This is a genomic window from uncultured Streptococcus sp., assembly GCF_963516515.1.
Classification (GTDB): domain Bacteria; phylum Bacillota; class Bacilli; order Lactobacillales; family Streptococcaceae; genus Streptococcus.
The window spans coordinates 1-15,095 of the sequence record NZ_CAUQCJ010000002.1 but is presented as its reverse complement, the minus strand read 5'-3'; the positions used below and the strand labels follow the sequence as shown (position 1 = coordinate 15,095).

General features: G+C 38.5%; 12 protein-coding genes. 1 reads left to right on the top strand and 11 read right to left on the bottom strand.

All coding sequences use genetic code 11. The annotated features are described in order from the left end of the window. Positions 1-9 precede the first annotated feature (9 nt). The 11 genes from pnp to RYL77_RS00660 form a co-directional block, all read right to left on the bottom strand. Positions 10-2,223 carry a polyribonucleotide nucleotidyltransferase gene (pnp, locus tag RYL77_RS00710; protein ID WP_315009094.1) on the bottom strand — a complete coding sequence of 738 codons (2,214 nt, stop codon included), beginning with the start codon at positions 2,221-2,223 and terminating at the stop codon, positions 10-12. A gap of 717 nt (positions 2,224-2,940) precedes the next feature. Then, entirely contained in the window at positions 2,941-3,807 is an 867-nt protein-coding gene (gene metF / locus RYL77_RS00705) for a methylenetetrahydrofolate reductase [NAD(P)H] (protein ID WP_049513159.1), read from the bottom strand. A gap of 101 nt (positions 3,808-3,908) precedes the next feature. Next, the gene (gene metE, locus RYL77_RS00700) at positions 3,909-6,158 is read right to left on the bottom strand and encodes a 5-methyltetrahydropteroyltriglutamate--homocysteine S-methyltransferase (protein ID WP_315009092.1); all 2,250 of its coding nucleotides are present in this window, start codon (positions 6,156-6,158) and stop codon (positions 3,909-3,911) included. A 260-nt stretch (positions 6,159-6,418) separates the two neighbouring features. Further along, on the bottom strand, positions 6,419-6,712 hold the full coding sequence (locus RYL77_RS00695) for a helix-turn-helix domain-containing protein (protein WP_033686503.1): 294 nt from the start codon (positions 6,710-6,712) through the stop codon (positions 6,419-6,421). 181 nt (positions 6,713-6,893) lie between these two features. Further along, the gene (locus RYL77_RS00690; protein WP_315009090.1) at positions 6,894-7,259 is read right to left on the bottom strand and encodes a TIGR02328 family protein; all 366 of its coding nucleotides are present in this window, start codon (positions 7,257-7,259) and stop codon (positions 6,894-6,896) included. After that, the gene (locus RYL77_RS00685; RefSeq protein WP_315009088.1) at positions 7,243-7,647 is read right to left on the bottom strand and encodes a YbgA family protein; all 405 of its coding nucleotides are present in this window, start codon (positions 7,645-7,647) and stop codon (positions 7,243-7,245) included. The genes RYL77_RS00690 and RYL77_RS00685 overlap by 17 nt, the downstream gene beginning before the upstream one ends. Before the next feature lie 141 nt (positions 7,648-7,788). Beyond that, a complete protein-coding gene (locus RYL77_RS00680; protein WP_315009086.1) occupies positions 7,789-8,874 on the bottom strand; it encodes a HigA family addiction module antitoxin in 1,086 nt (361 codons plus the stop codon). Further along, on the bottom strand, positions 8,867-9,205 hold the full coding sequence (locus RYL77_RS00675; protein WP_049540926.1) for a type II toxin-antitoxin system RelE/ParE family toxin: 339 nt from the start codon (positions 9,203-9,205) through the stop codon (positions 8,867-8,869). The genes RYL77_RS00680 and RYL77_RS00675 overlap by 8 nt, the downstream gene beginning before the upstream one ends. 130 nt (positions 9,206-9,335) lie before the next feature. Next, positions 9,336-10,937 carry a type I restriction-modification system subunit M gene (locus tag RYL77_RS00670; protein WP_315009082.1) on the bottom strand — a complete coding sequence of 534 codons (1,602 nt, stop codon included), beginning with the start codon at positions 10,935-10,937 and terminating at the stop codon, positions 9,336-9,338. 47 nt (positions 10,938-10,984) lie between these two features. Beyond that, positions 10,985-11,563 (bottom strand): hypothetical protein, encoded by a 579-nt coding sequence (locus tag RYL77_RS00665; protein WP_285387067.1) that lies wholly within the window; start codon positions 11,561-11,563, stop codon positions 10,985-10,987. Between the two features lie 10 nt (positions 11,564-11,573). Next, complete coding sequence (locus RYL77_RS00660) at positions 11,574-12,767, bottom strand: restriction endonuclease subunit S (protein ID WP_315009079.1); 1,194 nt, start codon at positions 12,765-12,767, stop codon at positions 11,574-11,576. A 187-nt stretch (positions 12,768-12,954) separates the two neighbouring features. Here RYL77_RS00660 and RYL77_RS00655 point away from each other — a divergent pair, with 187 nt between their 5' ends. Next, on the top strand, positions 12,955-14,823 hold the full coding sequence (locus tag RYL77_RS00655; RefSeq protein WP_315009077.1) for a hypothetical protein: 1,869 nt from the start codon (positions 12,955-12,957) through the stop codon (positions 14,821-14,823). Positions 14,824-15,095 lie beyond the last annotated feature (272 nt).

Genomic DNA, 15,095 nt, shown 5'->3' with positions numbered 1-15,095 from the left:
CTCCTTTTCTTATTCTGAATCTTTTGGTGTTTCTGTAAATTCTTTCTTAGGTTTGTGATCCTTGTGATGACGTGGGCGGTGAGGACGCTCTGATTTTTCACCTTTTTCATCACGTTCAGGTTTTGGAGGACGAGGAAGAAGGGCTTTCATAGAAGCATCCACACGTCCTTTTTCATCAATCTTGATAACCTTAACATCAACTTCATCCCCGATTGCTACCAAGTCTTCGACATTATTGGTACGCGTCCAAGCCATCTCAGAGATATGAACAAGGGCATCTGTCTTATCAAAGAGGTTAACAAAGGCACCAAATTTCTCGATACGAACGACTTTAGCACGGTAAACTTCGTCCACCTTAGCTTCACGAACCAAACCAGCAATAATCTCTTTAGCACGATTAATGGCATCTTGATCGCTAGAGTAGATAGATACATTTCCTTCTTCATCGATATCAATCTTAACGCCTGTTTCAGCGATAATCTTGTCGATTGTTTCTCCACCTTTACCGATGACAATCTTAATCTTGTCCACATCAATCTTGATGGTATCAATTTTCGGAGCAGTTGGAGCCAATTCTGGACGAACTTCTGGAATCGTTGCTTCAATCACATCAAGAATTTCAAAACGTGCTTTCTTGGCTTGGGCAAGAGCCTCAGTCAAGATTTCTGCAGTAATCCCTTGGATCTTGATATCCATTTGTAGGGCTGTAATCCCGTCACGAGTACCAGCAACCTTGAAGTCCATGTCTCCAAAGTGGTCTTCCAAACCTTGGATATCTGTCAAGACTGTATAGTTATTTCCATCTGAGATAAGTCCCATGGCAATACCAGCTACTGGCGCCTTGATTGGTACACCACCAGCCATAAGAGCAAGAGTTCCTGCACAGATAGAAGCTTGAGATGAAGAACCGTTTGATTCTAAAACTTCTGCTACCAGGCGGATAGCGTATGGGAATTCTTCCAAACTTGGCAAGACTTGAGCAAGGGCACGCTCTCCAAGAGCACCGTGACCGATTTCACGACGACCAGGTGCACCATAACGACCAGTTTCCCCAACAGAGTATTGGGGGAAGTTATAGTGGTGCATAAAGCGTTTCTTATACTCTGGATCCAAACCATCAATGATTTGAGTTTCTCCCATTGGGGCCAAAGTCAAAACTGAAAGAGCCTGAGTTTGTCCACGAGTGAAGAGACCAGAACCGTGCACACGAGGAAGGAAGTCAACAACCGCATCCAAAGGACGAATTTCATCAACCTTACGGCCGTCAGGACGAACCTTATCTTCTGTAATCAAACGGCGCACTTCTGCGTGTTCCATTTGTTCCAGGATTTCAGCCACATCACGCATGATACGGTCAAATTCTTCGTGGTCCGCATATTTTTCTTCGTAAACAGCAGTCACTTGGTCTTTAACTGATTGAGTTGCAGCTTCGCGAGCCAATTTTTCTTCTACTTGAACCGCTTTTTGGAGATCACTGTTGTAGACTGCGATGATTTCAGCTTGCAATTCAGCATCTACATGAAGTAATTCCACTTCTGCTTTTTCTTTACCGACAGCAGCAACGATTTCTTCTTGGAAGGCAATCAATTCTTTGACTGCTTCATGCCCTTTCAGAAGAGCTTCCAACATGATTTCTTCCGATAATTCTTTGGCTCCAGACTCAACCATGTTAATAGCGTGTTTGGTACCAGCTACTGTCAATTCAAGAAGAGATTGCTCTGCTTGTTCTTGACTTGGGTTGATGATGATTTGGCCATCTACATAGCCCACCTGTACCCCAGCGATTGGTCCGTCAAATGGAATATCTGAGATAGAAAGCGCCAAGGATGAACCAAACATAGCTGCCATAGGTGCAGAGGCATTTTCATCATAAGAAAGCACCGTATTGATGACTTGTACTTCGTTACGGAAGCCTTCCGCAAACATAGGACGGATTGGACGGTCAATCAAACGCGCTGTCAAGGTTGCATCTGTTGAAGGGCGTCCTTCACGTTTCATAAAGCCACCAGGAAACTTCCCAGCTGCATACATTTTTTCTTCGTAGTTGACTTGAAGTGGGAAGAAATCCCCAGTTGCCATTTTCTTAGACATAACGGCAGCAGTCAAGACAGTTGACTCACCGTAACGTACGACAACAGAGCCATTTGCTTGCTTAGCAACCTGACCAGTCTCTACAATTAACTCACGACCCGCAAAAGTCGTTTGAAACACTTGTTTTGTCATTTTAATCCCCTTTGGATTGATGAAATTATACGCCTTGCCTACAAAAATCAAGATACTAAGCCGTCAAGCAACTCAAAGGAAAATAGGAAATCGAACGACGGAGCGACTGCTCCTAGGCAGATTTATCTTTTTCCAAAGAGTTGTAGGCTTGTTCAATTCTCAAGATACCAAGGACGTCAAAAGCAAAGTAAAAATAGGAAACTGACGAAGTCTTCGATGAAGACAAGACAGTTTATCTTTTTTACACAGCTTTTCGGCCGGGTTCAATTACTCAAGATACTAAGCCGTCAAGCAACTCAAAGGAAAATAGGAAATCGAACGACGGAGCGACTGCTCCTAGGCAGATTTATCTTTTTCCACAGAGTTGTAGGCGAGTTCAATTCTCAAGATACAAATCATTAGAAAGATTTGATACTAAAGCATCTAATCCTTTCACGCTAATCGCTATCAGGCAATTAGCTAAATGCTTTACTAACTCTCTCGTCAAATAACATCGATTTGACTCGTTCGTGTCGCTCTTTCCTACCGTTAGTTATCAGAAAGATTTGATGCTAAAACATCTAAGACTTTCAGTTTAAATGCATTATTTTTTTAATACCCTCATCTTTGTATCAAGTACGTACAGAGTCTATTTTATCATATTTTTCTTAAAAAGTGCGGTCTTTACCATTAAAAAGGAACCATTCCCCTCACTTGAGAAGAATGGTTTGCTTTTTATTATCCTAGAGACTGATGATTAAACAAGGCATGGGTCGCTTGGTGGATGTATTTTGCTGTTTCAGCATTGTTCATAGTGTAGAGATGCACACCAGCCACATCCTGAGTTACCAAGTCCACGATTTGGTCCACTGCATAGGCAAGTCCTGCTGCTCTGAGCGACTCAGGGTCATGCTCATACTTGTCTAAGATAGCTTTAAATTTGCGTGGAAGATGGATATTTTCACAAGTCTTCAAGAGGCGGAGAGCCTGATTTCGATTCAGAATTGGCATAATCCCTGCATGAATGGGAACATCAATCCCAGCCAAGATGCACTTGTCTTGGAAATCATAGAAGCGCTCATTGTCAAAGAAAAGCTGAGTTACGAGGCTCGAACAACCTGCATCCACTTTCTTCTTAAGATTTTGGATATCTGAAATCTGATTTGGTGAATCTGGATGGCCTTCTGGATAACAAGCACCAACAATATCAAAGTGAGGGGCTTGTTCCTTGATGAACTCAATCAAGTCAGTTGCGTAGCGGAAATCCTTTTGTGGTTCCACATCAGGAATAATATCCCCACGAAGAGCCAAGATTTTCTGGACACCAACCTTGTCCAAGTCGGCAATGGTTTCAGCAACCTTGTCCTTGGTCAGATAGATAGCTGGCAAGTGAGCAATAGTCGGAATCGCCAAATCATTTTGGATAAAGTCAGCCAAACGAACCGTCGTTTCCTTGATATTAAATTTATTATTGCTGGCAGTTACACTGATAAAGTGGGGAGCCAACTCCTGCATATTTTGAAGAGCAGAAATAATGTTATCATTACCCACGGCTGGGTTGGGAGGGAACACTTCAAATGAGAGTGACGGTGTTTGGCGTGACATAGTCATTATCCTTTTCTAGTTGATTTTTTTCGTTAGCTGGATTCCTAGAATCCAAGTGAAACAGGCAGATTGACCAAACAGCGCTTTTAGAGAATCCTATCTTACAATTTCTCACGCGCAGCTTTCGCTGCTTCAACAAGGCGGATCAAGCTTTCTTTTGTTTCTGGAATACCACGTGTTTTCAAACCACAGTCAGGGTTGATCCAAACTTTCTTGCTTGGCACTTTAGCAAGGATGGCTTCGATTGTGTGGTCGATTTCGCCTTCATTTGGCACACGAGGTGAGTGGATATCGTAAACCCCAGGTCCCACTTCTGTTTGGAAGTTTTTCGCTTTGAGTTCGTCCAAGATTTCAAGGTTTGAACGGCTAGCCTCAAATGAGATAACGTCCGCATCCATGTTGTCGATAGCTGGGATGATATCTGTAAATTCTGAGTAACACATGTGAGTGTGGATTTGTGTGTCTGGCGCTACTGTTGAGTGTACCAAGCGGAAGGCAGGAATTGCCCAGTCAAGGTAGTCTTCGTACCAGTCGCTACGACGGAGTGGCAATTTCTCACGAAGAGCAGCCTCATCGATTTGGATGATTTTCACACCAGCAGCTTCAAGGTCAAGCACTTCATCCTTGATAGCAAGGGCGATTTGAAGAGTAGAATCCTTGATAGAGATGTCTTCACGTGGGAATGACCAGTTAAGAATTGTAACAGGTCCAGTCAACATCCCTTTAACAGGTTTGTTTGTACGGCTTTGTGCATAGCTAGACCATTTAACAGTGATTGGGTTAAGACGAGTGACATCACCCCAGATGATTGGTGGTTTAACCCCACGCATACCGTATGACTGTACCCAACCATTTTTAGAGAAGAGGTAACCTGACAAGTTTTGACCGAAGTACTCAACCATGTCGTTACGCTCAAATTCACCGTGAACAAGGACATCAAAGTCAATATCTTCTTGCCATTTGATCCATTCGTCGATCGTTTCAGCAAGGAAAGCATCGTACTCTTCTTGAGACAATTCACCTTTACGGTAAGCCAAACGTTTAGCACGAACTTCTTTAGTTTGAGGGAATGAACCGATAGTTGTTGTTGGAAGAGCTGGAAGTTTGAAAGCTTCTTCTTGGATAGCTTCACGTTCTGCAAATGCTGGCAAACGAGTGTAGTCTGCGTCTGTCAAGCCAGCGATGCGCGCACGAAGTTCCGCATTTTCACCCACACGCTCAGTCGCAAAGAATTCTTTGTTGGCCACAAGAGCTGCTTCACCTTGACCATTGCGGATAGCATCCAAATCACGAATCTCATCCAATTTTTCAACTGCAAAGGCAAAGTGGTTCAAGATTGCTGGTTCAAATTCTTCATTAGCAGTTGTAAATGGCACATGAAGAAGTGAGCATGAGCTTGTCAAGACAATGTTTTCAGCTGGAATTTGATCAAGAACAGCCAAGCTCTTTTCGTAGTTGTTACGCCAGATGTTTTTACCATTGACAATACCTGCATAAAGAGTCTTGTCAGCTGGGAAGCCACCTTTAACCAATTCAAGAGTTTTCTTACCTTCAACAAAATCAAGACCGATAGCATCTACTGGCAAGTTTACAAGGTCAGCGTAAACGTCACGAACGTCTCCGAAGTAAGTTTGAAGCAAGACTTCAAGACCTTTTTTGTCAGCCAAGAGTTTGTTGTAGAGGTTCAAGAAGAGAGCTTTTTCTTCAGCTGTTAAGTCTTTGACAAGAGCAGCTTCATCCAATTGGATACGAGTCGCACCAAGTTCAGCCAATTTAGCAAAAACTTCTTGGTAAGCAACCACTAAGCTGTCTACGAAGTCTTCTGCTTTCACGCCTTCTTCAAAGTCTGACAATTGAAGGAAAGTGAATGGACCTACAAGAACTGGGCGAGTGTTCAATCCAAGTTCTTTTGCTTCTTGGAACTCATCAAAGATTTTGTGACCTGCAAGTTTTACTTGAGTGTCTTTTTCAAATTTAGGAACGATGTAGTGGTAGTTGGTGTTGAACCATTTCTTCATTGGAAGGGCGCGAACGTCCCCTTTTTCTCCTTGGTAACCACGACCCAAAGCGAAGTAGCGCTCAAGGTCAGACAAGTCCAAGTTTTGAACTGAAGCAGGTACCACATTGAAGAGGAAAGCTGCATCTAGGAAGTTGTCATAGTGAGAAAAGTCATTTGATGGAATTTCAGTGATGCCTTTTTCTTTGACAATGTTCCAGTGTTTAGCACGCAAGTCTTTTGCGGCTGCCAAGAGTTCTTCTTCTGAGATTTCTTTTCTAAAGTATTTTTCAGTTGTAAATTTTAATTCGCGGAATTCGCCCAAACGAGGGAAACCGATGATTGTAGTTGACATGATGTGTCCTCCAAAATTTGTTGTTGAAACTATCTTAACAGAAAAGAAAGCGTCTGTATAATTGTAAAAAATTAGGCTTTGATATAGTTTGAAACTATACCTCTGTTTTAAACAAAAGAAAAAGACTTGAGACAAACGCCTCAAATCCTTTGTGTAGCTTGTTTTATAGCTGTATTTTAGTTAGACGGTTCAAACGCGTTATTAGTAATTCTTATAAGTGACTATGACTTGTTATTAGAAAAGACTATAACTGATTCTGGTCAACTTTTCCCCTGTTCAAGTGGAACGACTGCTAGTGTCTTTCCTAAACTGGCTAGGACTTTCAAGACTGTGTCCAACTGAGGACTAGTCTTTCCTGTTTCCATCCTAGCTATGACAGGCTGACTTACTCCACTCAGTTCTTCTAGCTTTTTCTGACTGATTCCTTGCTCATGTCTGGCCTCAATCAACTCGCTCATGATAGCCACTCGCATATCACTTTCAAGGATTTCCTCCTTGGTAAAGAGTTCTGACCGGACATCCTTCCAGTTACTCCCAATAGCACTATTCTTCATCACTTAACCCTCTTTCTTTTAAGTTCTTCAACTCACGCTTGATTTTTAATTATAACTCAAAAGTTATTAAAAGTAAATTTGAACACTCATAAAAAGAAGACCTTAGAAAAACTCCAAAGGTCTCATCTTTATTATTCAAAAAATTACAAGGAGAGTTAAAAAGTGCTGATAATTCTTACAATTATTCCAGCTCTATCCCCTTCTCTCGGAGATTAGCTAAACACTCCTCATAGTAGGCAGCGTCATGTTCGCTGTATATAGGACTAGTCAACTTTTCCTCTGCTAAATCTTCATAAGGGGAACAAGTCTTGCCACGGTAGTTTTTATCCAACCATTCTAGACTGACATTGTAGCCACGATCAGTCATTTCCTCCATGATCAATTCATGATAGGCATAGAGATGATAGGGCGAGTGGGTAAAGACATAGTCCACCGTCGCATGCTTTCTGCCCCAGCCATTGCCACGCAGGGCGCAACACTCTCGATGTTGCCCCAAGAGTTGAGGACGAGGAAGCTGTGAAATCAAAGCCTCATGCCAAAGTCTCATGGGAGTCTCCTTTCAGTAAAGTCGAATATTGCAAGTAGGTATTTGGATAACGATCAAGCAAGTCTCGAGTCTTAGCGATCAAGTCTTCCTGAGAAGCCTGACCAAAGCGGTAGCTGTCCAGCAAGAGCATGTAGCCCTTGCGCTCAGCATCTGTCGCTTTCTTTTTGAAATAACCCCAAATATGCTGAAAGGCATTGCAAACCTGACCCCTGTGTTCTGGAATCTGGCAGGCACAATCGATCAGTTCTTGAACATGACTTACCTCCACCTCTTCATTCTTGAGATACTGACGAATATCATTGTAAATATTGCTGGAATGACTCAAAACCAGGTATTTGTTTCTCGCCCAGAGTTGCTGGCAAAGGGCACGTTGGTTGTTATTTTCCATATTTCTCCTTACTTTCTACTAGTTCCCCGGGAATATGGAAACAAAGTTGTATCTTAAAAATGAGCGGAATATGAGCGAAAAAAGAAATAATAATTACTAACCGTGTGAAACTTTTTTCATCTTCTACAACTTTCGATAGATTCAAGAAACAAAGTAATAATTTTCTTTTAGTTCTCGGAAACGGTCAAAACCGAGAATACCCTCATTTTGTAATCTGCCTAAAACGACGCTTGGATGAATATCTATCTCCTCAGAAAAGCGAAGAATGTCTGACTTATCAAAGTTTCCTTTTTTGACAAAAGTCTGGTAATCTTCTGGACTAATCAAGAAATCTTTTGCAAACTGATCTGCCTGTTCCTCAGAACGAAGATAGGATTCGCTATTCCCATCATCAGATGAAAAATCATTTTCCAGAATATGTCCTATCTCATGAAAGAGTGAGAACCAGAAAATATCAGATGCTTTGTTTCTATCCGTGAGTAAAAGCAAGGCACTGCCGTTACTGAATTTTTTAGTCGCTCCATTCAGATTAGCATTTGGTAACGCAGGTAGACCTACTAGGACAACACCGCAGTCTAATAAGATATCGTACAAGCGTTGAGAAAAGGCTTCTGGTTCCTGTCTGGTCAACTCTCTTAAAGCCGGCAGGCTTTTCTCTAGCTTTTTGCGATTGAGCTTGGTAGTTGTTGTATCACGTGCTTTTTTAGATGCCAACTCCAGCATGATATTAGAGTTCACGATACTTTTAGTCGTAAACTCACGCGTATTCCGATAACTGACTAGATGGTTAAAAGATGTGAGCTTTTCCAAACTGACCACACCGAGAATCTTGCGAAGCTCGATAATCTTTTCCTTCAAGCTATAGCGTTTATCTGGAACGTAACCTTTTTCCTTAAAATACTTGAAATCAATCATCTCACAGATGTCTTTCTCGCTACCTTCTTCAAGCTCTCTTTCCTCTGCAATCTCAGCCACTTTTACATCATAAGCATTTTGAAGATTGAGCCAGGTTTGCATAGAAACTCCGCTTAGCCTGGCTAACTTATGAGCCGTCTCTTTACTAATGGACTCCTCAGCATTGACGAGCTTGCTGATAGTCTTTGCTGAAACTCCCAAACGCTCCGCAAATTCTTTCTGCGTTACGTTATAATCTTCGATTAACTCACTGACATACTGACCTGGATGAAAAGCAATCAGGTCTTTATATTCAACAATTTTATTACTCATAGTGATTGCTGACCTCCTCTATTTTTAAGATTTCGATCTCAACAGGATTTGGAAACACCTTTTCTAAATCCTCTTCACGAAAACCGATAATCAACCGATAGGAACTTTTCCGACCATCTATATCCAAAGCAAACTGACTTTTTCTCTTTCCCTTGAGTTGGTGAAAGTGATATTTAGGAAAAGCTGTCACACTAGCCAAAGAATCTACTGCTTCCAAAAAGTTAATCAAGAGATGCAACTTTACAGCAACCTTATCCGAAAAATCCTTTTTCGCTCGCCTTAGCTCTGTGCACTGCTTTTCAACAGTTTTATTTGTATAGATAAGCTTCATATGTCCCTTTCCTTTAAATTGAATTACCTTTTAGGTAATTTAATTATATCATCTTTAGAAAACAAAAACCAGCCAAAAGTTAACTTGGCTGGGATTTCAAATCTGATAGATGTATCTAACTATTTCCCCATCACCCTTCAAACTCTTTCAAAAACTTTTTGAGTTCAGCATCGGCTTCCGGTGTGGTTCCGTGTAGTTGACCGAGCATTTCAAGTAGAGAAGCGGTTTGGTTTTGGATTGCTTGATTTGTCGTATTGATCTTGCTGACGATATCTGTCAGTGGTTCGACTTCTTCTTCCTCAAAGGTATCTACATAGCGAGGGATATTGAGGTTATAGTCATTTTCAACGATTTCTTCATAACTTGCCAGATGGGCAAACTTGTCAATTTCCTCACGTGACTTGTAGGCTTCCAGAATCTTCTCGATATGAGCATCCGTCATGATATTCTGGTTTTTCCCCTTATCAAACTCCTTAGAGGCATCGATAAAGTAAACATCACGATTGGTACGGTTCTTTTTGAGAATGATAACCGTGGTCGGAATACTGGTATTAAAAAAGATATTAGCAGGTAGACCGATAACTGTGTCAATAGCCCCTTCTTCTAACAAGGCCTTACGAATGGTTCCCTCCGCATTGCCACGGAAAAGAACACCGTGAGGAAGGACGATAGCCATAACCCCATTATCCTGCTTGAGATGGTAGTAACCATGCAAGAGAAAGGCAAAGTCAGCCTTGGACTGGGGCGCCAGTTTCCCAAAAGGAGAGAAACGAGGATCCGCCATAAAGCCAGAGCTAGCAGACCACTTGGCAGAGTATGGAGGGTTCATGAGAACACCGTCAAAGTTGGTCGGTTCTTGAGTCGGCCAATCTTCATCTAGTGTATCGGCATTGTGGAGAAATTGATTCTCAACAGGAACACCGTGTAGAATCATATTCATCCGAGCTAGGTTATAGGTCGAGGTATTGAGTTCCTGACCAAAGTAGACCACTGTCTGTGGTTTGTGAGAGTATTTCTTGGCATTGAGCAAGAGAGAGCCAGAGCCCATAGTCGCATCATAGATGGTAAAGCCTAGCTGATCCTCACGACCTAAAAAGGCAATCTGAGTCATAAGTTTGGTAACAGGCTGAGGTGTATAGAACTCACCAGCCTTCTTACCCGAGTCAGTCGCAAACTGACCAATTAGATACTCATAGGCATCCCCCAGCATATCACCAGCATGACCAGCCACATCTAGCACAGCCAACTCCTTCATGACCGCCGCCACCGTTTGGTTTTGCTTTTGCGGAGTTGCCCCTAGCTTTTTGGAATAGAGGTCAATATCTTCAAAGAGGTTTTCATAGAGTTCATCACTCTGCTCAATATCTCGAAAACCCTGAGCCAAATCTTCCAGCTGGAAAGTCCCCTCATTGACACGTGCTACTAGAGCCGTAAAGGTCAACTCAGGCTTGATACTATAGTTGAGTTCGTCCTTCATCACTGCAAGAAGATCCTCGTGGGTGTCCGCATCCTCATAGTAGTTACGATAGACCTCAAGAGCAGCCTCTAGACTCTCACTACCCTCCTCCATAGTCTCCGCCACGAAAAAGAGCATCTTATCTGACAGATACTTATAAAAGACCATGCCCAAGAGATAGGACTTGTAGTCATTGGCATCCATCTTAGAGCGGAGAACATCCGCTGAGTTCCACAGGGCTTGGTAAAGCGACTGGGACGTTTGTGTTGTTTCCATAATGTTTCTTTCTATCCTTAATCGTTTCAACAATACATAAAAATAGTTTAATTAGTTTTATCCAATACAATTGCTTTAAACTCTAAATAATCATATTTTGTAAATATATAATTCAATTGTGGTATATAATTATTCACTTTTACTATAGCGTTTAGCTCCATTTCTGTTAACGTATCTAATCTATAAGTTACAAATTCTCTTGTGTCTTCTATTATATTGTAACAGATATCGTAATAATCTCTTGAATAACTTTCGAAAAATGGTTGAAAAGACGTATTTACACAACGATTATACAAAGCTATCATCTCATTCAATGGTCCATCACAATATTTCAGAAAAGGTCGTATCATTCCACCTTTTTTAATCCCCATACCCTTATAGTATGTTTCTAATTTTTTAATGAATGGCAAATACTTCAAATAGTAATAATCTATTTCAAACTTTTGATTCTTAAGTTCTTCTTTTAAAATAGTTTTAAATTCTTTTTCAAGAGATTTTTTAAAATTTACTCTATCCCAAAATACAAATGCCAGAATTCCTAATATTACAGTCGCAACAAAACCTAGAGCAGCATAATAAGTATTAGTTAGTGAATTTACTGTGTTTAATAATTCTTCATTACCCAAAATTAATCTCCTATATAAACATATCCTGCAAGAGTTTCTTTTTCAAAATCTCAAGCTGAGAAATTTTTTCTTGGTAAGAGTTGATGAGGTTATCAAGGTTTGAAAAGTAGGCACCAATGGCTTGTTGTTCTTCATAATTTGGTAAATACAACTCATATTCCCCATATTCCTTACCATTAACTCCTGGTTGCCCCGATCTTTGAGAAGTTACTTTTACATACTGTGTGAATCTATCAGTCAATGTATTTTGAAAAATAAATTTTGAATCAAATTTGTCTTTTATTCGAGCACGAATCAAGAAACCGGCGAAATAAACTTTGCCATCTTTCTTAACATAAAGATAAGTTTTCCCAACACTTGCGCCAGTACGAGCAAATAATATATCTTTCTCGCACAACAGATAGTTGTCGCATTCACTTACGTCAATGTCTGGAGATGTTAAACTATCTTCTTTAAATTTTCGAGAAACATCATCAATATCAGTTATACGAATATATTTATTTTCTCCATCAAATTCCTTAGCTGAAGCATTTACTCCGTATTCAATACTCTCAGTTACATCTTTCAGCTTTACTTTTTCCCACTCACCGTCAAATCCATCCAAACGTATCTCAGGAACAGTCTGCCCAGCTTTGGGAAACATCTTGGAGAGCATGGTCGCCTTGAGAGATTGGTAATTGATTAGATTGTCCTTGTAGCTAGCCAGAAGGTCGTCGATGTTGCGGAAAAGAGAGCCGATAGCGGATTGTTCTTCTTGACTTGGTAAATAAATTTCAGCTAATTTTATATCACTTGAATTAATACTCTCAAAAGTTGAACCCGTAGAAAATTTTGCCCAATAGTTAGTTTGTTTCATTCTTGACAATAATTGAAATATAAACTCATTTCCTCTTATTGCCGCTACCCCACGTCCGAGAACTACATTGTAATCTGTTTTACCTATATCTCCAACTGGTGCTCGAACACTTAAAATTAAATCACCTTTTTCAGCTAACTTTGTAATCTGTGTTGTCCAGAGTCTTGGTACAACTCTACCGTTCTGCATATCTGCATTACCTTGTACTAGTATATAATCATTTGGATTATCAGTGTAGTTTTTACTGTCAGGTGATTGCCCCATTACTATAGGTACTATTTCTGTTAACTTAACATTTTCCCAAACATCATTATATTTTTTAAATCTTATTTTTGCTTCATTTTTCATCGTACCAATCCCCTAATAAAATTTACCAATATACTATCATAAATTATTAGTGTCCATATATAGTTCTTCAACAAAGAAAGACTCACAGAATATTGTTTTATCTGATTTTATGTGATAGTATAAAGTAAGATTGAACTAAATCATAAAATTTTTAACTACATCAATTATACATCTAGAAAGGCGTATTATGCAACTTATACCTGATTCTGAACCCAAACTACAATTTCCTTCTAGCGTGAAAATAATTAAAGCTAAAGATAGAATTTCACCAAAAGAATGGAATGAATTTTTTAATAGTGCTTGCCACAAAAGAAACGGCAACTATAAATTCACTGATCAAAAGAATGAATCCGATTTTTTTTACTACTCAAAAGTTTTTAAAATTCAAACTGAACCTTCATTTATTACTGACTCTAGATTATTAGAAACTAAATATGGCTACTGCACTATTGTAAAATATAAAGAATATATCTTAATCAATTCTAAATTTTGTTCTCTCAATAAAGAGGTTATAAAAATTATAGGTACTGAACTTCCCTTTGAAGAATTCACAAAATACTTCACTAAAGATACAGCTGAATTTGAAAAAATTACACTTTCAAACTCCTCAATAATGTCAGGTATCAGAAGTAGAATCATTGAAGGGCAAAAACTCCAAGAAAATTTTCGACCAATTTATTCGTCCAAACATGTACTTAAAGCTTTTAGAGTCCTTCAGGATGGAGTTGTATTTTCACAATCTCCATCAACATCCAAGTTAAACTATCGAAATGGTAAGCTAAAGGTTGAAGAATATATAAACTGGTGTAAAACTATTATTGATAGTATTAATACTAATAACAGTTCCAAATATTTTGATAATTTTGCAAAACCTGTAGATATTTCAAAAATGAAAGAGTTAGTTCCTACAATAATTTTTATCGATTTAAATTTTTTAAAAGACTATGAAGATTTGAGATTTATAACTCGTCAAGAACAAGTTGAAATTGAATCTTGTTTTATATTTAAATATTATAATGGCTTATTTAACTTACAAAATTTATCAAATGATAAATATATAATTGATTACAACTATCCTTACGTACTCAGCAGTAGAACAAATCTTAAACTCAATAAGAACAATTCTAGCTCTTTACAAAAAATTAAATATACAACTAATAATAGAATAGAGGACGCATTTAAGACTAGTAAAAATAAGCAATTAAAAATTAATAAAAACAAAAAAACAATTACATATCATATTGAAGATATTGATGTTTTTTATAAGTATAAGGATGACGATAAAGAGATAACTTTAAAAGAATTAATTGAAAATAATTCTACTATACTTTTTGATAATTCACAATTTTTTTATTATAAAAAGACCTTATTTCAAGACTCTAAATTACAAGATTCAGGATTTTTACGTTATTTCCATGCAGAAAATAATATGATAAACGCTAAATCTGAAAAAGGCATATTTAATCAAAATTCAGTTAACTTTTCTGACGATTCCATTTTTGATATACTAGAAAAAAGACTACGCGGTTTAGAATATACTGATATCATTTGCGATGATTTAGGAAATGAACGTGCTGATTACATAGCCTTCGATGAAAATCGCTTGGGATTTTTCCATGCAAAATACAAACAAGTTGATAGTGATAGAGGTAAAAAATCTGCATCTGCATTACATGATGTAGTTAGTCAGGCGTTAAAAAATCTAGTTTTTCTAGATAATATCGAAAATATTAATTTAGAACAAACATATCAACATAAGTGGTTAGAAAAATATAAAAATAATAATATACAAACACAGATTAATCGAATAAGAGAATCTGCTAATTCTAGCAATTCTATAGTAGAAAGAATCAAAGAAACAAACAGACAAATTAATGTCCAAAAATATATGGTTTTAGTTGTAAATTTTATTTCAAAAAGTGAGATTAGTGACTACATACAAAATCCATCTACTAATACTAATACACAAATACAGCAAATTGTTTGGTTACTCTCTTCTTTCATTTCTACCTGTCAAGAAATGAATATTATTCCACAGATTATATGTAAACCATAAAATAATTACTAAAACAAATAAGATAAAATCTTTAAACTCTCCAAAATGTACTCACTATCAAAAATTTTATAATCATCCTACTGTTATTATTTTTAGTATCTATTATGAATTCCTATTTTAAACACAAAATGTAAACTAAAATTATTTTTACGCTTAAATTATACCACGAAACCAATCGAGTAGGGGATAATCTCTAGCCCCTCTCACACCACCGTATGTGCCGTTCGGCATACGGCGGTTCAACTAACTTTTAACACATGTCGTTCAAGGTA

Coding starts and splice junctions, on each gene's coding strand:
- pnp (WP_315009094.1), bottom strand. CDS start 2,223: ATGACAAAACAAGTGTTTCAAACGACTTTTGCGGGTCGTGAGTTAATT.
- metF (WP_049513159.1), bottom strand. CDS start 3,807: ATGTCACGCCAAACACCGTCACTCTCATTTGAAGTGTTCCCTCCCAAC.
- metE (WP_315009092.1), bottom strand. CDS start 6,158: ATGTCAACTACAATCATCGGTTTCCCTCGTTTGGGCGAATTCCGCGAA.
- RYL77_RS00695 (WP_033686503.1), bottom strand. CDS start 6,712: ATGAAGAATAGTGCTATTGGGAGTAACTGGAAGGATGTCCGGTCAGAA.
- RYL77_RS00690 (WP_315009090.1), bottom strand. CDS start 7,259: ATGAGACTTTGGCATGAGGCTTTGATTTCACAGCTTCCTCGTCCTCAA.
- RYL77_RS00685 (WP_315009088.1), bottom strand. CDS start 7,647: ATGGAAAATAACAACCAACGTGCCCTTTGCCAGCAACTCTGGGCGAGA.
- RYL77_RS00680 (WP_315009086.1), bottom strand. CDS start 8,874: ATGAGTAATAAAATTGTTGAATATAAAGACCTGATTGCTTTTCATCCA.
- RYL77_RS00675 (WP_049540926.1), bottom strand. CDS start 9,205: ATGAAGCTTATCTATACAAATAAAACTGTTGAAAAGCAGTGCACAGAG.
- RYL77_RS00670 (WP_315009082.1), bottom strand. CDS start 10,937: ATGGAAACAACACAAACGTCCCAGTCGCTTTACCAAGCCCTGTGGAAC.
- RYL77_RS00660 (WP_315009079.1), bottom strand. CDS start 12,767: ATGAAAAATGAAGCAAAAATAAGATTTAAAAAATATAATGATGTTTGG.
- RYL77_RS00655 (WP_315009077.1), top strand. CDS start 12,955: ATGCAACTTATACCTGATTCTGAACCCAAACTACAATTTCCTTCTAGC.